This window comes from Streptomyces sp. SJL17-4 (genome assembly GCF_036826855.1).
In the GTDB taxonomy this organism is placed as follows: domain Bacteria; phylum Actinomycetota; class Actinomycetes; order Streptomycetales; family Streptomycetaceae; genus Streptomyces.
Genome location: NZ_CP104578.1, coordinates 679,995 through 699,131, shown reverse-complemented (window position 1 = coordinate 699,131; position 19,137 = coordinate 679,995). Strand labels below are relative to the sequence as shown.

Annotated in this window: 17 protein-coding genes and 1 pseudogene; 11 read left to right on the top strand and 7 right to left on the bottom strand. The window is 72.2% G+C overall.

Annotation, left to right across the window (positions count from 1 at the left end; genetic code table 11):
• Nucleotides 1-60: 60 nt before the first annotated feature.
• Genes N5875_RS02865 through N5875_RS02855 form a run of 3 tightly spaced genes read right to left on the bottom strand, consistent with a single transcriptional unit; the run spans nucleotide 61 to nucleotide 5,458 of the window.
• Entirely contained in the window at nucleotides 61-1,305 is a 1,245-nt protein-coding gene (locus N5875_RS02865; protein WP_318211906.1) for an MFS transporter, read from the bottom strand.
• Nucleotides 1,302-4,319 carry a DUF6271 family protein gene (locus N5875_RS02860; protein WP_338499065.1) on the bottom strand — a complete coding sequence of 1,006 codons (3,018 nt, stop codon included), beginning with the start codon at nucleotides 4,317-4,319 and terminating at the stop codon, nucleotides 1,302-1,304. Before N5875_RS02860 ends, N5875_RS02865 begins: the two co-directional genes overlap by 4 nt.
• A 41-nt stretch (nucleotides 4,320-4,360) precedes the next feature.
• On the bottom strand, nucleotides 4,361-5,458 hold the full coding sequence (locus tag N5875_RS02855; RefSeq protein WP_318211905.1) for a phytanoyl-CoA dioxygenase family protein: 1,098 nt from the start codon (nucleotides 5,456-5,458) through the stop codon (nucleotides 4,361-4,363).
• A 419-nt stretch (nucleotides 5,459-5,877) separates the two neighbouring features.
• Here N5875_RS02855 and N5875_RS02850 point away from each other — a divergent pair, with 419 nt between their 5' ends.
• The 3 genes from N5875_RS02850 to N5875_RS02840 all read left to right on the top strand — a co-directional run bounded on the left by N5875_RS02850 (nucleotide 5,878) and on the right by N5875_RS02840 (nucleotide 7,763).
• Nucleotides 5,878-6,780, top strand: coding sequence for a hypothetical protein (locus N5875_RS02850; RefSeq protein WP_338491637.1), 903 nt, complete (start codon nucleotides 5,878-5,880; stop codon nucleotides 6,778-6,780).
• Nucleotides 6,781-6,877: 97 nt separating this feature from the next.
• Entirely contained in the window at nucleotides 6,878-7,111 is a 234-nt protein-coding gene (locus N5875_RS02845) for an acyl carrier protein (RefSeq protein ID WP_187621233.1), read from the top strand.
• 10 nt (nucleotides 7,112-7,121) lie between these two features.
• Entirely contained in the window at nucleotides 7,122-7,763 is a 642-nt protein-coding gene (locus N5875_RS02840) for a 4'-phosphopantetheinyl transferase superfamily protein (RefSeq protein WP_338491634.1), read from the top strand.
• A gap of 7 nt (nucleotides 7,764-7,770) precedes the next feature.
• On the opposite strand, the gene N5875_RS02835 is transcribed toward N5875_RS02840, so the two are convergent.
• Entirely contained in the window at nucleotides 7,771-8,793 is a 1,023-nt protein-coding gene (locus tag N5875_RS02835; protein WP_338491632.1) for a hypothetical protein, read from the bottom strand.
• Between the two features lie 239 nt (nucleotides 8,794-9,032).
• Between N5875_RS02835 and N5875_RS02830 the strand changes: the two genes are divergently transcribed.
• Nucleotides 9,033-10,139 carry an AI-2E family transporter gene (locus N5875_RS02830; RefSeq protein ID WP_318211901.1) on the top strand — a complete coding sequence of 369 codons (1,107 nt, stop codon included), beginning with the start codon at nucleotides 9,033-9,035 and terminating at the stop codon, nucleotides 10,137-10,139.
• 8 nt (nucleotides 10,140-10,147) lie between these two features.
• On the opposite strand, the gene N5875_RS02825 is transcribed toward N5875_RS02830, so the two are convergent.
• The gene (locus tag N5875_RS02825) at nucleotides 10,148-11,908 is read right to left on the bottom strand and encodes an FAD-dependent monooxygenase (protein ID WP_338491631.1); all 1,761 of its coding nucleotides are present in this window, start codon (nucleotides 11,906-11,908) and stop codon (nucleotides 10,148-10,150) included.
• A 142-nt stretch (nucleotides 11,909-12,050) separates the two neighbouring features.
• Between N5875_RS02825 and N5875_RS02820 the strand changes: the two genes are divergently transcribed.
• Nucleotides 12,051-12,479, top strand: coding sequence for a hypothetical protein (locus N5875_RS02820; protein ID WP_338491630.1), 429 nt, complete (start codon nucleotides 12,051-12,053; stop codon nucleotides 12,477-12,479).
• Between the two features lie 70 nt (nucleotides 12,480-12,549).
• Nucleotides 12,550-13,032: an SAM-dependent methyltransferase gene (locus N5875_RS02815; protein ID WP_318211898.1), complete on the top strand. Its 483-nt coding sequence runs from the start codon at nucleotides 12,550-12,552 to the stop codon at nucleotides 13,030-13,032.
• An 87-nt stretch (nucleotides 13,033-13,119) separates the two neighbouring features.
• Here N5875_RS02815 and N5875_RS02810 read toward each other — a convergent pair whose 3' ends face one another.
• Nucleotides 13,120-14,460 carry a carboxyl transferase domain-containing protein gene (locus tag N5875_RS02810; RefSeq protein ID WP_338491629.1) on the bottom strand — a complete coding sequence of 447 codons (1,341 nt, stop codon included), beginning with the start codon at nucleotides 14,458-14,460 and terminating at the stop codon, nucleotides 13,120-13,122.
• A gap of 149 nt (nucleotides 14,461-14,609) precedes the next feature.
• Nucleotides 14,610-15,068, bottom strand: a complete 459-nt coding sequence (locus N5875_RS02805) for a cyclic nucleotide-binding domain-containing protein (RefSeq protein WP_318211896.1) — start codon at nucleotides 15,066-15,068, stop codon at nucleotides 14,610-14,612.
• 152 nt (nucleotides 15,069-15,220) lie between these two features.
• Between N5875_RS02805 and N5875_RS02800 the strand changes: the two are divergent.
• The 5 genes and pseudogenes from N5875_RS02800 to N5875_RS02780 form a co-directional block, all read left to right on the top strand.
• A pseudogene (locus N5875_RS02800) lies at nucleotides 15,221-15,564 on the top strand (alpha/beta hydrolase); the annotation flags it as partial.
• 217 nt (nucleotides 15,565-15,781) lie between these two features.
• The gene (locus N5875_RS02795) at nucleotides 15,782-16,537 is read left to right on the top strand and encodes an amino acid ABC transporter ATP-binding protein (protein WP_318211895.1); all 756 of its coding nucleotides are present in this window, start codon (nucleotides 15,782-15,784) and stop codon (nucleotides 16,535-16,537) included.
• Nucleotides 16,538-16,590: 53 nt separating this feature from the next.
• Nucleotides 16,591-17,499, top strand: a complete 909-nt coding sequence (locus tag N5875_RS02790; protein ID WP_318211894.1) for a glutamate ABC transporter substrate-binding protein — start codon at nucleotides 16,591-16,593, stop codon at nucleotides 17,497-17,499.
• A 10-nt stretch (nucleotides 17,500-17,509) separates the two neighbouring features.
• Entirely contained in the window at nucleotides 17,510-18,175 is a 666-nt protein-coding gene (locus N5875_RS02785; protein ID WP_318211893.1) for an amino acid ABC transporter permease, read from the top strand.
• The gene (locus N5875_RS02780; protein ID WP_318211892.1) at nucleotides 18,172-19,086 is read left to right on the top strand and encodes an amino acid ABC transporter permease; all 915 of its coding nucleotides are present in this window, start codon (nucleotides 18,172-18,174) and stop codon (nucleotides 19,084-19,086) included. The genes N5875_RS02785 and N5875_RS02780 overlap by 4 nt, the downstream gene beginning before the upstream one ends.
• Nucleotides 19,087-19,137: the final 51 nt, after the last annotated feature.

The window sequence follows — 19,137 nt, the reverse complement described above, 5'->3', positions numbered from 1 at the left end:
CGCATGCGACGACCGGCCCGGCAGCTAGGCCCCGGTCCGTAGGGGGAAGGTCACCAGGAGTCACACCTCCTTCGGTGACCGTCCCAGTGCTCGGATCGCGGGTACGGAGAGCATGACCCCGATGAGGGCGATACCCATGACCGACGAGAAGAGCAGCACCCTGTCCGCGCCGTACGCCTCCGCCGCCGGGCCGGCCAGGGCTCGGCCCAGGGGGATGACCATGATGGAGCCGGCCACGTCGTAGGCCGAGACGCGGCTCAGGACGGCGAGCGGGATGTGGGACTGCACGCTCGTCGCCCACATGACACCCCAGAACGCGAACCCGCAGCCCGCCACGACCCCGGTGAGCGCCGTCACCGTGAAGGACCAACCCAAGGCCGGTGCCAGGGGGTTGAGAGCGAAGAAGAACATCGCGCAGGCCCCCGCGACCAGGGGGCGGCGGGGGCGGACCCGCATGCCGAGCAGCCCGCCGACGATCGTGCCGGCGCCGTCGGCCGAGGCGATCCAGCCGTACCCGCCGGCACCGTGCTGTTCGGTGAGCAGCGCGGCGCCGAGCGGCAGGGCCGGACCGAAGACGAACAGGCCGTACACCGCCCACACGGCGATGACCCCCCACAGCCAGGAGCGTGACCTGAACTCGTGCCAGCCCGTGGCCAGTCGGTGCCACATCGGGTCGTCGCTCTCGTCCTTGGCGGTGCCGAGCCTGCGCAGCGGCGCGAGGCCGAGCGCGCTCAGCGCGTACGCCGCCGCGATGACCACGAAGGAGCCCGCCACGTTCCAGTAGGCCACGAGAAGGCCCGCCACACCCGGCCCGAGCAGGGTGCAGATCGCCTCGGAGATCCGCAGCAGCGCGTTGGCCCGCTGGATGTCCTCGGCGACCTGGGGGACCAGACTCGCCAGACCCGGCTGGAACATCGCGGTCGCGGCGCCGCTGAGCGCGAGGAGCACCATGATGTGCCACAGCCGTACGTCCGAGCCGATGAGCAGCACCGCGAGCGCCAGCATGGCCACCATGCGTACCACGTCCGCGCCGACCATCATCACCTGCGGGGTGAACCGGTCGGCGAGCACGCCGCCGAACAGGACGAGCAGCACGATCGGCGCCATCCACGCGGCGAGCGAGTAGCCCACACCCGCCGCCCCGTACCCCGCGCCGAGTACGGCGGTCGTGAGCGACACCATCAGCATGCCGTCGGCGAGCAGCGAGGTGCTGCGCGCGGTGAAGAACAGCCGGAAGCGACTCGATCGCCATGGGCTGGGGGGAGTGCCCTGCTGCCGCTCTGCGGTTGCCTCGTCCATCGTCATGTCACATCCCGGTCCCGGCCGGTCCCTTCCGTGAGAATCTGCTGCCGGAGCCAGGCACTGGTCCGGTCCGCCTCCGCCGGCGGGTGGTGGACGATCACGTACCGGCGCGGGGCCAGTACTCCGGGGCGGCCGGGGAGCGCGTCCATCAGTGCGGTGTGGGCCTGTGCCGGTGTCAGCGGGGTCCCGCCGGTGGCGATGTACGCCGTCAGGGCCCCGTCCTGTGCCGTCGTGCCGTCCGGGGCCGTGGAGTCCGGCTCGCCGCCGTCCGGGGCCGCGGCGTCCGGCCCGCTCCCGTCCGGGGCCGTGGCGTCCGCGGTCACGTGCACGGGCAGGCCCTCCAGGGCCTCGCTCAGCGCCTGCGCCACGAGCGGAGGCGACGTCCACGATCCGTCGACCCGGCACCACCGCGGTCCGCGCTCGACCGGACGGACACCCGTGACCTCGGTCAGTGACGTGAGCGGTACGTCCCCGGTGGCGGCCGCCTCCAGGAGTCGTACGAGACCGGTGACGAAGGCCTCCGCCTCGTCCCGCTTGAACAGCGCGGGATCCAGCCAGGTGCTCAGGTGGAGCAGCGGTTCGGTGGCGTGGACGAACGTCAGGACGCGGGTCGGCAGCACCTGGTCCGGGCCCCAACTCAGCTCCGGATCAGGGCCATTGGCCGTGTCTTCCTTCATGGCCGTCGCGGGCAGCGTGCTGACGTCGTTGAAGACGACATCGCGCGCGAACCGGCTGCCCCGCTCGTGCGTCGCCCTCCCGATCATCTCCCAGAGGGCCACCGCGTCGAACTGACTGTGCCGGTACGCGTTGAGCGCCGCCCCCCAGGCCTTCCTGAGCAGCGCGTCGAAGGTCGGCACCCGGACGTCGAGGGAGAGCAGCGCGTCCTGGGACAGGGTGTTCACCGAGCGGGCGAGCCGGGGGTGGTAGCGGTTGGAGGTGGGGACGGCGGCCACGCATGCGGGCTGGTCCGTACGGTGGGCGACGAGTGCGCACCACGCGGTCAGCAGCACCGTGGACGGCATGCCTCCGGTGCGCTCGGCCACGAGCGCCAGGGCCCGCGCGGCCCGCCGGGAGCGGAGGGTGAGCCGCGGAGTCCGTACCTCGGTCCCCTCGGCGCCCGGCTCCGCGAACATGGCCTGGGGTCCGGTGCGGATGATCCGTTCCCAGTACCGCAGTGAGGCCTCGGACTTGCGGAGCCCGGCCGGCGCCGCCTCCTCGGCGGCGAGGCCCAGTGGAGTGAGGGAGGCCGGCGGCGGGAGGGTCTCGCCGGCGAGCAGGCTCAGCCACTCCTCCTTGAGGACCGCGAGGGCGCTGACGTCGGTCACGGCGTGGCTCGCCGCCATGGCCACGAAGACGGGTGCGCCGGACCGGGCGAGGAGAGAGATCCGGAGGGGGAAGTCCCGGTCCAGCCGGAAGCGTTCGGCGCGGGCCAGACGGGCCAGCGACTCGGCGTAGCCGGCGGGGTCGTCGGGCAGCTCCTCGTGATCGAGGACGGCGACCGTGAACGCGCCCTCGGAAGCCACCACTTGCTCTCGCGGCGCGCTGTCGGCGGCGTGCGGGAACGTCGTACGCAGCGCCTCGTGCCGTACCGCGAGCGCCCGGAGGGCCTCGATCGCGGACTCCGTCCGGGTCCCCTCGGGGACGGGCCACACATCGTGGATGTTGATGTGCTCGGGCTCGTCCCGCAGCATGCAGCGGATCATGTTGGCCTGCCCCATGGTGACGGGGCCCCGGCGCTCCTCGCCCCCGGCGTACGCGACCGTGCGGGTGTGCGTGCTCGTCGGGTGGACCGCCCGGCTCGCGCGGGTCAGGGCCTCCCACGCGTCGGTCAGCAGGGCGAACTCCTCCATGTCCTGCCGGGCCTGGTCGAGGAGCTCTTCCCGGAGCGGGGCGAGCGCGTCGGCGGCCGTGGCATAACGGCCGCCCAGGGCGCGGTAGGAGCGGTCGAGGACATCGAGCCGGTCGGCGTTCTCCGACCGGTCCACACGAGTGCTGTCCCTGACGAACCCGGCGACGGCGGAGGGCCTGACGTGGCCCTCGGCGTCGAGCAGGGCGTCACCGGCCTCCTTCATCGCGGTGTACACCGCGTCGAAGTGCGGTGCGGAGAGCAGGAACTTGGCGAACCGCAACTGGTAGGCGAGGAAGCCCTCATCGGAACGGCGTTCACTCGTATGGAAGTTGACGATGTGTCGGTTGTGCAGGACGCCCGGCAGGCGGGCGTCCTGGACCAGATGGATGAGGAAGTAGTCGCTGCCGATGGTGTCGGTGGCAGGCGGCAGCGGCACCCGGCCGTACACCTCGCGGTCGATGGCGATGTTGCACATGTCCACGCGCGTCGGGCTGACGCTCATGAGCGTCGTCCGGTCGCCGGTGTACGCGGCCGTTCCGGCGCCCCGGAAGGACTCCGCGATCAGGTTCCTGCGCCAGATCTCCGGATAGCCGGAGGGGATCGAGAGGCCGACGACGTCCTCGTAGATTTCCGGGTCGAGACGGCGGATCTCCTCGACGTCCACGGACATCTCGCCGACGAAGGAGCCGCCGACCAGGGCCACCGGCCGGTCGGCGCAGGCGGGGTCGAGCCTGCTCCGGGAGACCAGGCCGGTCACGTCGGCGGCCCGCAGCCCCAGTGCCGTGAGCTCGTGGTGGATCGGGAAGACCGGTTCGCCGTCCAGGTACTGGTAGCGGCTGTCCGAGTCGCGGCGGTGGACCGACGTGCACCCCAGGCCCTCCGCGAGGAGGAAGGCTCGGTTGGTGCAGGCGCCGTAGGAGACACGGTCCGGCAGCATCAGGCCGAGCACGCGGTCCGGTGCGGAGACGCCGGACCGGGCGATCACCGCCCGCAGGAAGGTCCGCTGCTCGTCCTCGTCGACGTGGTGCACGTCCACTCCGGGGGCCGTGGGCAGCGAGGCGACCACCTCGCGGTGCTCGGCGACGGTCGCCGCGTCGGAGGAGTCCAGGACGAGGAGCCGTACCTCGACGCCGAACGAACGGGCGCCGTACGCGGCCTCCTCGGCCACGGCCCGGATGGTCGCGGCACAGGGCCGGTCGGTGGGCAGGGTCAGACAGACACGGCGCACGCCGGCTCCCCGCCCTGGCCGTCGGCCGTCGGGGCTTCCCCCGCGTCCTTCCACGAGGTGAGTCCCAGCAGACGGCTGCCGAGCTCGTTCAGGGTGGCCGTGGGGTACCGCTCGGACTCGTGGAGTACGGGGTCCCCGACCAGGGTCCGGTTCCAGCGCGGGGTCCGCAGGTGCCGCCAGGAGTCGACGCGGGACCGCTTCAGCCGCTCGTGCTCTTCGAGCGCCGGCATCATCGAGAGGTACTGGACCGCCCGTACCTGGTCCTCGGACACGTTGCGCGCCACGCCGTGGGCGAGCAGGCCGTTCCAGATCAGCAGGTCGCCGGGGTGCAGGTCGGGGCGTACGACGGGGTACTCCGCGCGGTCCACGGCGGGGCGCAGCGGGTCGCGGTCGGCCGGCTGGGCGACCTTCCACTCCTCGAACCGGCGGAACAGTTCCGGGTCGCACTGGAAGCCGCCCGACTCCGGCCGGGTGTCGTTGAGGGCGATGATCCCCTGCACCCGCTGCGGAGGGACCCCGAGGGTGGTGTCGATGTCCCAGTGCAGCTCGATGTCGAAGCCGCGGTCCGTGGGCTCGATGAGGGCGCGGTCGCGGTTCCCGACGTTGGGCGGGTTGAGGTTGAGCCGGTCCTGGGTGACCCACAGCTCCTCGCAGTCCCAGACGTCCACGAAGGCGTCGTAGACGCGTTGGGCCTGGCGGTTGTCCCAGAGGAGCTGGTGGTGGTACGCCTCCACGAAGCCGTAGACGTGCAGCTGCTGGTCCAGTTCGGAACGGAAGGGCCGGTCCTCGTACCAGCTCTCCGGCCTGTCCGGGTCGAGGCCCTGGAAGTCCCAGGTGAAGTCGAGCAGGCGCTTCGCCGCCTCCGCCGGGACCGCCTCGCGGACGATGACGTAGCCGTACGTCTGCCAGTGCGCGAAGTCCTCCTCGGACAGGACCCGCAGCGGCCGTGACTTCTTCAGCTCCCGCAGCGTGGTCTGGGCGAGGTAGGACTCGCCGTCGGCGCTGAAGTAGGGCAGGTCCGAGGCCGCCCGGTGGAGGCGGGGGCGGCGGCGGGGGCGATGGGGTGCGGGCGTCGTCATCTGGTCCCTCCAGGGCGGGAGTCGGGGCACGCGTTCCCCGGCCGGTGGACAGCACGGAGAAACCCTCGGCGCGGAGCCGGGGGCGAGTGGCATGGACGGACGGAAGGGCGGACGTCGGGGGACGGAACGGACACACGGCGGCGCCGGGCGTGGGGTGCGAAGGCCACGCCGTTCCGAACGATTGGTTTAGACCATACCCGTTGTCAAGTGACGTATCAATATGCGGAGTTGCATGTGACGGCCCATCGACTTTGGTCTAGACAACCTGTGCGAGGCTGGCCTAGTGTCCCCCTGCGCGGTCCGGTCCCGCAGGGATGTCGGCCGGCTTCATCGCTGCTGCGCTTCGCGGTCGACGGCGACCACATCCAGGGGCGTTCACCCGTATCTCGGTTCGCCCACGCCCAGAGGGAGCGGTTTCCATGAGCACACCCAGCGCCACGGCCCTGCCGGACGGCGGCCTGAAGAGCCCGGGCGCGGGCCTGATCACGCTGGACCCGGTCCGGACCGCGCTCCTGCACGGACTCGACGAGCTGCTCACCGGCCTCGCCGCACGGCTCTCGGCGCCGGAGGTCGTCGGCCCGCCGCTGCTGTCCGTGGAGGGCCTGACGCGCCTCGACTTCTTCCGTAACTTCCCCCATCTCGGCGTCTCCGCGGGGCGCTTCGCCCCGGACGCGCTCGACGGACTCGCGACCGGTGAGACGCCGGGGGAGCTGCCCCTGCGGCCGACCGGCCATCTGCTGCCGTCCGCGACCTGTTACGGACTGCTGCTCTCCCTGGAGGGCCGGGACGTCGGCGAGGAAGGCCTCCGCCTCTCCGCCACGGGCCGCTGCTTCCGCAACGAGACCCACTACGACGGCCTGCGCCGCCTGTGGGGCTTCCACATGCGCGAGGTCCTGTACCTCGGCACCAAGCAGGGCGCGGTCGAACACCTGGAGAGCGGAGCCGAGTTCATCCTCGAAGCGGCCACGCTCCTCGGTCTCGAGCTGAACAGGGCCGTGGCCGACGACCCCTTCTACGACAAGGGCGGCTCGCGAGCCAGGCTGATGGCACTCGACCCGGTCAAGCACGAGTTCTGCGCCCCCGACGGCACGGCCATCGCCTCCGTGAACCGGCACCGCAACTTCTTCGGTGAACGGCTGGACATCCGCGCGGGCGCGGAGGGTCCGGCGTACAGCGCCTGCGTCGCCTTCGGGATCGAGCGCTGGATCCACGCGATGATCCTCGCCCACGGCACGCCCGAGCGGGCCCTGGAGCGGCTCCGTGACGTGCGCGACACCCGCGACACCCGCGACGTCCGCGGCATGCCCGACGTCCGCGTCTGAGACGAGGCGGCGCGCGCCGGACACCTCCCACCTTCACATCTCACGTCCCTTACCCCGAATCCCCGCGACAGCGGTGAGCAAGGAGCGACCCCTCCCCATGGAACGCATCGCCGAGTGGCTGCACGAGAAGAACCCCGGCCTCGACGGCCCGATCGCCCACGACGAGGACCTCATCGAGGCGCGTCTCATCGACTCGATGGACTTCCTGGAGTTCATCGACCTCCTGGAGGAGCTCTCCGGGAACACCATCGACCTCCAGGAAGTCACCATCGACGACTTCCGCACCCTCGGCCGCGTCCGGGAGCGCTTCCTGAGCGCCGCCGCCGGCTGAGCGCCCCCCGATGACGGGCGGTTCGGAGCCGGACCGGGCCACGGCGCTGGCCATGGTGGCGACGACCCCGGAGGTGCAGGCCCACCCGGAGCTGGACGAGGGCCTGCTGGCCTCCTGGGAACGGAAACGGCTCGCGGGGATACGACTGCCCGGCCGCCGCGACGACGTCGTGGCGGCGCGCCTCCTCGTGCGACTGTGCGTCGCCCGGGTCACCGGTCTGCCGCTGGACACACCTGCCCTCGCCCAGCTGTGCCCAGGGTGCGGCGGGCACGGCCATGGGCGCCCGTACCTGCACGGCCGCCCCGGGGTCGGCGTGAGCCTCAGTCACGCCGACGGTCTGGTCGCGGCAGCCGTGGGACCGGGCGCGATCGGCATCGACGTGGAACCCTCGACGCGTCGCCCCGGCCCCGTACACGTACTCCGCCGTCTCCTCCCCGAGGCGGACCTCGCGGAGGCCACGACCCCACCGGATTCCGGTCCGGCGCTGCTCCGCCTGTGGGTCCGTGCGGAAGCCCGGCTGAAGGCGGGCCGGACCGGCCGGACCGATGAGGCCGGCCCGGGCGACCTCCGCCTCGTGGAGTGGACGGACCGGCCCCGGGCGGCCGTCGCCGCGGTGGCCTGCACGACGGGGATCACGATCGCCTCGCCCTGACGTCAGGTCAGGCGGTCGTCCAGCGGCGCACACCCTCGGCGTCGCAGGTGAGCCATGTGCCGTCGCCGAGCGGCACGACGGTGACTCCCGGCCGCCGCCCGTAGTCGAGTGCGGCGAGGGGCATGAGCGTACGGGCGTCGAGGAGGAGGTGGACGCCCTCCTCGGCCCATGGTTCCTCCGCCGCCACGACCAGGAGCCGCCCGTCGTCGACGAACCCCGGGGTGTAGCCGACGAATCCCCATCCCTCGGGGAGGATCTCGCCGGACTCGACGAGGACGTCGTCGGCGCCGTCCTGCGTACGGCAGAGATAGCCTCCGCCGACGTCCTGGCCGATCAGCACTCCGCCCGCACCGAGGCCGACGTGGGGTTCCACGGAGGTGCCCGCCGCTCGGACGTCGAGCCCGGCGACGGTGCGGGTGACCAGGAGACAGTGGGTGCCGTCCTGGCCCATGGAAGCGGTGAGCAGAACCTCGGGGCGTGCGTCCGGGAAGTGTTCGAAGGCGTACATCGCCGAGAAGGACGACAGAACGTGCTCGGCGAGCACCTCACCGGTGGCCAGGTCGAGGGCGCGGCAGATGTCACCCGCGTAGGACCCACCGGGTCCGTGCGGCCCGGCCATGGCCGCCAGAAGGACCCGGCCGGCCGGGTCGGGCGCGCAGGCGCCGGAGGCCTCGGGCGAATGCCGCCAGCCCTCGTGGCGGTGCTCCCAGCGGACGGTCCCGTCGGCCTCGTACACGGTGACGGACTCACGGCCGCTGACGGCCAGCGCGCCTTCGGGGAGCGGTGAGCAGTACGTGCCGGAGGCGTCGTCCGGCGCCGGGTCCGGCCACGTGGATCGATCGGTGCGCACCCGGGACGGATCGGCGTCGACCCTGCCGACGGTGATCGTGCCTTCGTGCCGGGTGACGAGCCAGTGCCCGCCCGCGCGCAGGAGCAGGCCGTCCATGTTCCCCAGCGCCTCGGTGATGCCGGGCAGGGACGCGAGGGGCTCCTGGGCGAGCAGCCGTACGGGTACGCGGGGGTGGTTCACCTACGGGTTCCTGGCGTCGATCGTCCGTACGACATGGGTGAGGACCTTCTCGCTCCGGTTCTTGTCCGACTCGGGGGTGTGCGCCGACGCCGTCCGCCGTGGACATGCCGTCCACCTCGGACCGAGGACGCCGAGTGAGTGCCCATTCTGCCGGTGGCCGCACCGCCGATCGGGGAGTTCCCGGCACCGGGCCTGTGATCCTCACGACAGGAAGTCGTCGTGGGTGGTAGGTCGGTGGGATGCAGCCAGGCACCTCACCGACGGTCACGGTCAGCCCCTTCCTCCGTTCGGCCGCCGCGTACGCGTGGCGGCTGCTCGTCGTCGGCGCGCTCGTCTACAGCCTGTTCGCGGTGCTCGGACGGTTCCACGAGATCGGCGTGGCCCTCTTCCTGGGACTGGTGATCACCGCGCTGCTCCGTCCCCTCGCCGATGTGGTCGCCCGGGGGCTGCCCCGGCCGTTCGCCGTGGCCCTCACCCTCCTCGGCAGCATCGCGCTCGTCCTCGGCGTGCTCGCGCTCGTCGGCGAGGCGGTGGCGGGGGAGCGGACGACCCTCGTACGCGAGTTCCGGGAGGGGGTCGGCCGGATCGAGGACTGGCTGGAACGGCCGCCGTTCCGGCTGAACCCGGGGGCGTTGGGCGACCTCCAGGCCAAGATCGGGGATTTCGTCTCCAGCCATCGTTCGGCCGTGGTCAGTGAGGCGCTGAGCGGTGCCCATCATGTGGTGGCCGTGCTGACGACGCTGGCCCTCGCGGTGTTCTCCGCCGTGTTCTTCATCCACTCCGGCGACCGTCAGTGGGCCTGGTTCCAGAAGCAGCTGCCGGGGTCGGTCCGCGAGCGGGTGGCGGTCGGCGGACGCGCCGCCTGGCGTACGTTCACCGGCTACACCCACGGGATCGTCCTCGTGGCGGCGGTGAACGCGGTGCTCGTCGGGATCGCCCTGTGGCTCCTCGGCGTCCCGCTCGCGGTGCCACTCGCCCTCCTGGAGTTCGTCGCCGCGTTCGTGCCGCTGATCGGCTCGCCGATCGCCCTGGCGGTCGCCGCCGTCGTGGCGCTGGCCTCGAAGGGCCCGCTGGTGGCCGCGATCGTGATCGGTCTGATCGTGGTGATCGGCCAGATCGAGGGACACCTCCTGCACCCCCTGGTCATGAGCTGGGCGGTACGGCTCCACCCGCTGGTGGTCGCGATCTCGGTCATCGCGGGCTCGATCGCCGCCGGCATCGTGGGCGCCGTGGTGGCCGTCCCGCTGGTGTCGGTCGTCTGGTCGGTGCACACGGCGCTACGGGACGCGCGCGCGGTGACGGTGGAGTCCGACGCGGCGACGTCCGGGGCCGACGCGGGGTCGTGATCACGGCCTCAGGCGACCACTGGGTCCCGTAGCGGTACGGACAGCGCCCTGAGGCAGTCCGTCAGGGCCGCCGTGACGGCGCCGAGCGGGAACCGCGCGGCGAGCTGCCCGTCGGGGCGTACGACGAAGCCGGTGGCGCCGTCGGGGAGGTAGATCCGCGCGAACTCCCCGGCGGTGTCCCGGTATGCCGGAGCACCGACGGCGGGGGCGGCGCCCGGATCGGCGTCACGGGGGAGCAGGGTGATGACGTCGAGCGGCAGCCGTTCGCCGGCGGCGGCCCTCGCCGCCGCCACCGCCCGCGCCAGGCCGGTGACATCGGCCCCGTACAGCACGGCCACGTGCCCCGGGCGGTCGCGCAGGACGTCGAGGAGTCGTAGCGGGTGGACGGCGATCGGTGTGGTCAGACCGCCGCAGTCCGGGGCCAGGTCGCCGGGCTGCGGCGCGTCGACCGGACCGTACGGGGCCCCGGCGAGCGGGCCTTCCCGGTAGTCGACGAGCAGTTGGGCCTCGCGGAGCAGCAGGGTCGTCAGGTCGGCCGGGTCGTTCTCGATGCCCCGGGTGGCGTGCCGCACGGTACGGCCGACGACCTCCTCGCCCACCGGGCGGCGCTCGGCGTCATAGCTGCCGAGCAGCCCGGGGCCGGCCTCGCCCCGCACCACGAGGGCGAGCTTCCAGGCCAGATTGGCGGCGTCCTGGATACCGGTGTTCATGCCCTGGGCGCCGGTGGGCGGGTGGATGTGCGCGGCGTCGCCCGCGACGAAGACCCTCCCCTCGCCGTAACGGCCGACGATGCGGTGGCTGATGCGGAAGACCGACGACCAGCGCAGATCGGAGAGCCGGGCCGGGCCCGGGGCCAGCCGGTCGACGACGGCCTGGAGGTGGGGCAGACCGGGGCCGCGACCGCCCTGGAGACCGTGGGCGAGCCCGTCCGACGTGGGAGTGCCCCCGGCAGCCGGCCGCGCGTCCCCGGCCGGGTCGGTCGGTACGGCCGGTTCGGTAGGTGCGGAGGGTTCGGTCGGTACGGCCGGGTCGGTCGGTTCGGCCAGTTCGGGCGGCACCTTCATCGACATCCGGTAGCGGCCGGCGCCGGGCAGCGGGATGCAGACGAGGACGTCGTCGAGGGACCCGTCGGCTGCACGGTGCTCGGAGCGGAGCGCGTACCCCCTGGGCAGGCCCCAGTCGGCCTCCGCCACCACGTCCCCGAGCATGTACGCCTCCGGGAACGCGCCGCCCTCGTACGACAGGCCCAGCGTCTTGCGGACGACGCTGTGGGCCCCGTCGCAGCCGATCAGATAGGGGACCCGCAGCTCCTCGGTCGCCCCCGACGCGGTGCGCAGCAGTGCGGTGACCCCGTCCGGGTCCTGGACGAACGAGACGAGTTCGGTGCCGCGTTCGATGGTCGTCCCCAGGCCGGCGACGTACTCCTCCAGGAGCCGTTCGGTCTCGTACTGCGGCAGCGCGGCGAAGCCGTACGGGACGTCGCGAGGCAGCTCCAGCGCGAGTCGCGCCGTCTCCGCGCCGTTGACGTACGTCAGTTGGCCGCGCAACGGTACGGCGGCCTCCAGGACGGCACGGACCAGGCCCATCCGGTCCCACAGCTCCAGGGTGCGCGGCTGGATCCCGACCGCCTTGGCGTACGGGAGCCTGGCCGGCAGCCGGTCGACGAGCCGACAGCGCACGCCGTGCCGGCGGAGCTCGGCGGCGGCGCTCAGGCCTACGGGACCCGCGCCCACGATGAGTACGTCGGTGGTGGTGCCGGTGTGCGCCACGGGTGCCCTCCAGTGCCGGCCGGCTTCTCGCCAGATCCCGTTCTCCATGGTCACCCGCGGCTGCTCGTTCGGCGAGCCGTGCGTCCCGCACGTCGAACCCGCGTACGGAACCGGCCGAGGTCTTCGGGCGTCCCTCCCGGGCATGAGCGAGAACCCCGCCATGGAGCCGGACGGCGTCACCGAGGCCACCCCGGCTACCGAGGGCAGCGACGAGAGAGCAGTAGGAGGCGACTCCGACGACGGTCCGTCCCAGGGCGCCGTCGGCTGTCTGCTCGCGGTCGCCGGGGTCACCGTCGCCGGGGTCTTCGCGCTGCCCCGAGCCGCGTACAGCATCGACGGAGGGTTCGAGGCGCACGCGCGGGACTGGAGCGTCATCCTCGTCGAAATGCCGCTGATCCTCCTCGCCGGACTGCTCGTCCCGCCCATGACCTGGGCGGCGGCGACGCGGTGGCTCCGCCCGTGGGCGGCGTTCCTCGTCTGCGCCGCCGTCGTCGCGCTCGGCCTCTGGGGTGTCGCGGCGGTGTGGCATCCCCGGCAGGGGCCCGATCCGGGGTACGGGCCCGGCATCTGACAGTCCTGTGAGCAGCGATAGCGTGCCGGGCGGCAATCCCTCCGGGGACGTAGGAAGGAACGAGGAATTCATGGCACAGGAACAGATCAGACCGTCCGTCGTCTCCCACCCGGTCGGCCATGTCGTCGGAGGCCGCGAAGAGGTACGCGACGACGAGTGGGGCGCGGTCGAGTCGGTCATCCGGCTGGACGCGGAGGCCTTCGGCCCCGAGGCGCTCGCCGGCCTCGACGCCTTCTCGCACCTGGAGGTCGTCTACCACTTCGACCGCGTACGACCGGACGCCGTCGAGACCGGGGCCCGTCACCCGCGCGGCAACACGGAGTGGCCGCTGGTCGGGATCTTCGCCCAGCGCGGCAAGAACCGCCCCAACCGCCTCGGACTCTCCCGCTGCGTGCTGCTGCGCACGGACGGCCTGGACGTCCACGTCCGTGGCCTCGACGCGGTCGACGGCACGCCGGTCCTCGACATCAAGCCGTACATGGCCGAGTTCGCCCCGCAGGGCCCGACGACTCAGCCGGCCTGGGCGGACGAGATCATGCGGCACTACTACTGAGCCGCTGAGGCCGCCGCCTGTCCGGCCGTACCGCGGTCGGGCCGGGCGCCCCCCCGACGTGGTGGACCCCCCCCGACGTGGCGGGCTTCAGGTTCCCACGATGCCCCGGACGACTCCCAGTTCCAGGAGGTCCCGGGGGCGCAGGCGGAGGTGGTCCGCTGTCGTGGCGGATTCCTCCGGCGGGCGCTTGAGGATCGACGCGGCCGCCTCCGGGGCGATCACCGAGAAGTAGCTGTCGGGGGTGGCCCAGAGGTTGTCGGGGGCGGCGAGGGCGAGTGCGCCGCCCGAGCCTCCCTCGCCGATGAGGAGCGAGGTGACGGCGACGCGCGCGGTGGCGACGGCGGCGAACAGGTCGGCGATCGCGGGGCCCGCGCCGGCGCGTTCCGCCGCCGGGTCGTTGGCCGCCCCTGGTGTGTCGACGAGGGTGAGGACCGGGATCCCCAGCCGGTCGGCGAGCCGTACGAGCCGGGCGGCCGTACGGAAACCGGCCGGGCGGGTCGCGGTCCCGCACTGCGCCGCGTACGCGACCGTACGGCCGTCGGGGAGCCGTCCGAAGCCGCACCGCATCCCCGGGTCGACCCCACCGGCGCGGTCGCCCGAGATCTCCTCACAGACGGAGAAGTGCGCGTCGAGGTACGCGCCCGCCCGGGGCCGTTCGGGGTGCCGGGCCCGGGCCACCGCCTCCCGGCCGCTCGCGGCGGGCGGGGTGTCCGGGTCGCCGAGCGCGCGCGGCGGCGCCGCCGGCCCTTCGGCGGGACGCGTGAGCAGGGAGAGCCAGCGCCCGAGGGTGCCACGGAGCGCGCCGGGTGCCACGATCGCGTCGATGTGGCCGTGCGCCAGTTGCGCCTCCGCGGTGTACGCGGCGGGGTCCGCGTCCGGCGGGCGTACCCGGGATCCGGCGAAGCCGACCTGGGCGCCGGGCAGCGCGAGCACCACATCCGATCCGGCGCCCAGGGTGGCCCAGCCGCCGCCCGTCGTCGGGTCCCGCAGGACGGCGATCTGCGGCAGCCCGGCGGCCCGGGTGAGGGCCGACTCGCCTGCCAGGAGCTGGAGTTGGAGCAGGGCCCGCATGCCCTCGTGCATCCGGCTGCCGCCGGTGGCCGGCAGCACGACCACGGGCAGCCGTCGCGCACGGGCCTCCGCGTGGGCCGCGGCGGCACGCGCGCCCGTCCGCTCCCCGAGGGAGCCGCCGAGGAACCCGAACTCGAAGGCGATCAGGACCACTCGTACCCCGTCGATCTCGCCCGTGCCGCAGATCACCGACTCGGTCTCGTCGGTACGCGCGGCCGCGCGCGCGTGCGCCGCGGAGTAGCCGGGCCAGCCCAGCGGCCCGTCACCCGTCAAGGGCCCCTCCATGAAGGCGAATTCGGTGAAGTCGTCGCCGGCGACGAGGGCGATCGCCTCGCGTGCCGTCGTCGGGTCGCTCATCGGGACCTCGCAGCTCGTCGACGGAATGGACCGCCACCGTAGCGTCCGGCGGTCCGACGGCTCCGGCCCGCCCCGACCCCGCCCGGTGGGTGCGCGCCCCCGCCGTCCCCTTGCCGTCCCCTTGCCGTCCCTGTTGTCCCCGCCGTCCCTCAGGCCAGGATGCCGCTCCCGTGCGGCGCGTACAGGTCGAGGAGCCGGACCCGGGTCACCTGGAGGCGGTGGGCCAGGATCGCGCCCACCCAGAACATGACCGAGGCCCCGAACTCCGCGTCCGAGCGGCACATCGAGCGGACGGCCGGGGCATTGAACTCATGCGCACGGACCGGCGTCATCGCCTCCGCCCCCGACTGGCACAGATACGGCGGGAACAGCCACGACAGGCCCACCAGCTCACCGTGGCGCAGGGTCTCGATCACCGGCGATCCGCGCCCCGGCACCCTCGCGTCGAGCGTCACCGCGCCCGTCTTCACGATCCAGAACCGGTCGGCGTGCTGCTGCTCCTCGAACAGCCGGTGACCGGACTCGAAGTACACGTCCTCGGCGAAGGCCATCAGGCGCTCCCGGTGCTCCAGCGGCAACGTGCTGACCTTGGGTGCGGCACTGCTCATGGCGGACCCTCCTCGCACACTCGGCTCCCACCCCCAGTGTCCGCCAGCCCGCCCCCACGCGCGCGTACGCCCGCTCCGTCCTGACACGCGGGCCCGCCGTCCCTCCCGTAGCGTGACGGAGGAGGTACGGGGCGTCAGCAGGGGCGGGATTCGCCGCACACAGGTCCAAGGTGATCACCGAACTCCACCGCCGCGGCCACGACCGGCTCCACGCCGTCGAGAACCCGCTGACCTCGCTCGCCGACGACGCCGAGCGCACCCGGAGACGGTCCGGCAGGTCGACGGGCCCGTCCTGCTCGTCGGCCACTCCCACGGCGGCGCCGTCATCACAGAGGCGGGCGACCTGCCGAACCTGACCGGCCTCGTCTGCATCGCCGCCTTCGCCCAGGACCTGACCCAGGAAGAGGCCCTGGTCATGGCCGTCACGCGGAAGGCGCCGCTCGCCTCCACGTTCGGCGACGACGTCACCGCCCCCGCCTGGCGGGCGAAGCCGACGTACGACCCTCCCGACTCGTCGAGGTCTGCGACCTGATCGAGCCGGCCGTACGCGAGACCGGCGCCTGACGGGGCCCGCCTCCTCCACCTCCACGCGACCCCCGGCACCCCGCCGGGGGTCACGTGCGTGTCCCCCTCCGGAGTGCGGGGGCCGGGCGGAGGGCGGAGCATGAACGTGAGAAGGAGCGGCAAGCGGGGGCGTGAGCCAGGAGGGTGACATGCCCGTCCCGGAAGGCGGAGACGCGCTCGTCGTGCTGCGCGAGGTCGACAAGCACTTCGGAACCCTGCACGTCCTCCAGTCCATCGACATGACGGTCCACCGCGGCGAGGTGGTCGTCGTCATCGGGCCGTCCGGCGGGGGAAAGTCGACGCTCTGCCGGGCGATCAACCGCCTGGAGACCATCGACAAGGGCGAGATCGTCATCGACGGGCGTCCCCTGCCGGCCGAAGGGCGCGAACTCGCCGCCCTGCGGGCCGACGTCGGCATGGTCTTCCAGTCCTTCAACCTCTTCGCGCACAAGACGGTGCTCGACAACGTCACCCTGGGCCAGATCAAGGTCCGCAAGAAGGACCGGAAGGCGGCCGAGGAACGCGCCCGCGCCCTCCTCGACCGGGTCGGGGTCGCCAACCAGGCGGACAAGTACCCGGCCCAGCTCTCCGGCGGCCAGCAGCAGCGCGTGGCGATCGCCCGCGCCCTCGCCATGGATCCGAAGGTGATGCTCTTCGACGAGCCGACCTCCGCGCTCGACCCCGAGATGATCAACGAGGTCCTGGAGGTCATGCAGCAACTCGCCAGGGACGGCATGACGATGGTGGTCGTCACCCACGAGATGGGCTTCGCCCGTTCCGCCGCCAACCGCGTCGTCTTCATGGCCGACGGACGGATCGTCGAGGAGACGACCCCGGACGAGTTCTTCAGCAACCCGCGCAGCGACCGTGCCAAGGACTTCCTGTCCAAGATCCTCCACCACTGAGCCACGGCACGGCAGCCGCCCGACCAGCAGCCCCAGGGGTGATCCTCATGATCATGAACCCGACCAGGACCGGCGGGCCCGACGCCCGGACCCGCAGGGCGACCGGCAGGACCGGCAGGACCGTCAGGACCGGCAGGGCCGCCGTGGCCGTCGCCGCGGCCGTCGTCCTCTCCTTCACCTCCGCGGGATTCGCGAACGGCGCGACCGGAGCCGTGCCACGCGACCACAACGGCGAGGAGATCACCGTCGGCATCAAGTACGACCAGCCCGGCATCGGCCTGAAGACCCCGGACGGCACCTACACCGGCTTCGACGTCGACGTGGCCACGTACATCGCCAAGGAACTCGGCCACGACCCGTCCGACATCGTGTGGAAGGAGGCCAAGAGCGCCGACCGGGAGACGCTGCTCCAGCGCGGCGACGTGGACTTCATCGCGGCCTCGTACTCGATCAACGACGAGCGGGCGGAGAAGGTCGACTTCGCGGGCCCGTACCTCCTGGCCCACCAGGACGTCCTGATCCGGGCCGATGACGACTCCATCAAGCAGCCGTCCGACCTCAACAACAAGCGGCTCTGCTCGGTCACCGGCTCGACGTCCGCGCAGAACGTCAAGGAGAAGCTCGCCCCCGACGCCCAGCTCCAGGAGTACGGCGGTTACTCCGAGTGCCTGACCGGACTCGAGAACGGCGTCATCGACGCCCTCACCACCGACGACTCGATCCTCGCCGGATACGCCGCGCAGAGCCAGTTCAAGGACAAGTTCAAGCTCGGCGGCTTCAAGATGAGCAACGAGAACTACGGCATCGGCGTCCAGAAGGGCAGCGACCTCAAGGACAAGATCAACACCGCCCTGGAGAAGATGGTCGCCGACGGTTCCTGGGACGCGGCGGTCAAGAAGAACTTCGGCCCCGCGAACTACCAGAACGAACCCGCCCCCAAGATCGGCGTCGTCGTGAAGTGAGCGGGCCGTCGTGTTCGACTTCCTCCAGGGGTACGACCTGCTCGGAGCCTTCTGGGTGACGGTGCAGCTCACCGTCTACTCGGCGATCGGCTCCCTCGTCTGGGGGACGCTGCTGGCGGCGATGCGCGTCAGCCCCGTCCCCCTCATGCGGGGCTTCGGCACCGTCTACGTCAACGTCGTCCGCAACATCCCCCTCACCGTCATCATCGTCTTCACCTCGCTCGGCCTCTTCCAGACGCTCGGCGTCAGCATGGGCGCCGACCGGTTCACCACGATCAACTTCCGGCTCGCCGTCCTCGGCCTCATCGCGTACACCAGCGCCTTCGTCTGCGAGGCGCTGCGCTCCGGCATCAACACCGTCCCCCTCGGCCAGGTCGAGGCCGCCCGCGCCATCGGACTCAGCTTCCCCCAGATCCTGCGCATCATCGTGCTCCCGCAGGCCTTCCGCTCCGTCGTCGGCCCCCTCGCCAACGTCCTCATCGCCCTCACCAAGAACACCACCGTGGCCGCCGCGATCGGGGTCGCCGAAGCCGCCCTGCTGATGCGGGAGATGATCGAGAACGAGGCCCAGCTCATCCTCATCTCTGCGATCTTCGCCCTCGGCTTCATCTGTCTGACCCTGCCCACCGGCCTGTTCCTCGGCTGGGTGGCCAAGAAGGTGGCGGTGAAACGGTGAAGACCAAGCCCACCGTCCTCTACGACGTCCCCGGCCCCCGCGCCCGGCGCCGCAACCTCCTCTGGACGCTGCTCTTCGTCGTCGCGCTCGCCGCCGTCGTGTGGTGGGTCGTGGCGAGCCTCGCCGACAAGAACCAGCTCGAATGGTCCAAGTGGGCCCCGTTCTTCACCGATGCCCGGGTCTGGGAGACGTACATCCTCCCCGCCCTCAAGAACACCGTGATCGCCGCCGGACTCGCCATGGTGATCGCCCTGCCGCTCGGCGCCCTCCTCGGCATCTCCCGCCTCTCCGACCACCGGGCCGTACGCGGAGTGGCGGGCACCGTCGTCGAGTTCTTCCGCGCCATCCCCGTTCTGATCCTCATGCTCTTCGCCAACGCGGCCTACTCCGAGTTCACCGACATCAGCCCGGAGACCCGCCCGCTGTACGCCGTCGTCACCGGCCTCGTCCTCTACAACGCCTCCGTACTCGCCGAGGTCGTCCGCGCCGGCATCCTCGCCCTCCCCGCGGGCCAGACCGACGCGGCGAAGGCCATCGGCATGCGCAAGGGCCAGACCATGACGTACGTGCTCCTCCCGCAGTCGGTCACGGCCATGCTCCCCGCGCTGGTCAGCCAGCTCGTCGTCATCGTCAAGGACACCGCGCTCGGCGGCGCGATGCTCGGCTTCTCCGAACTCCTCGCCTCCGTCCGCCCGATGAGCGCCAACTACGGGGCCAACACGATCGCCTGCTTCACCGTCGTCGCCGTGCTCTTCGTCATCCTCAACTTCGCGCTCACCACCTTCGCCTCCTGGCTCGAAGGGCGGCTGCGGCGCGGCAAGAGGTCCACGGGTGCGGTCGTCGGAGCTGGGGCCGTGGAGGAACTGGCCACGCCGGGCGAACACATGGGTCCGACCGACGAGTCCAAGTGACCCCCACCCCCCCCACCCCCCCCCACCGGACGCCCGGTTCGGTGCTGATGC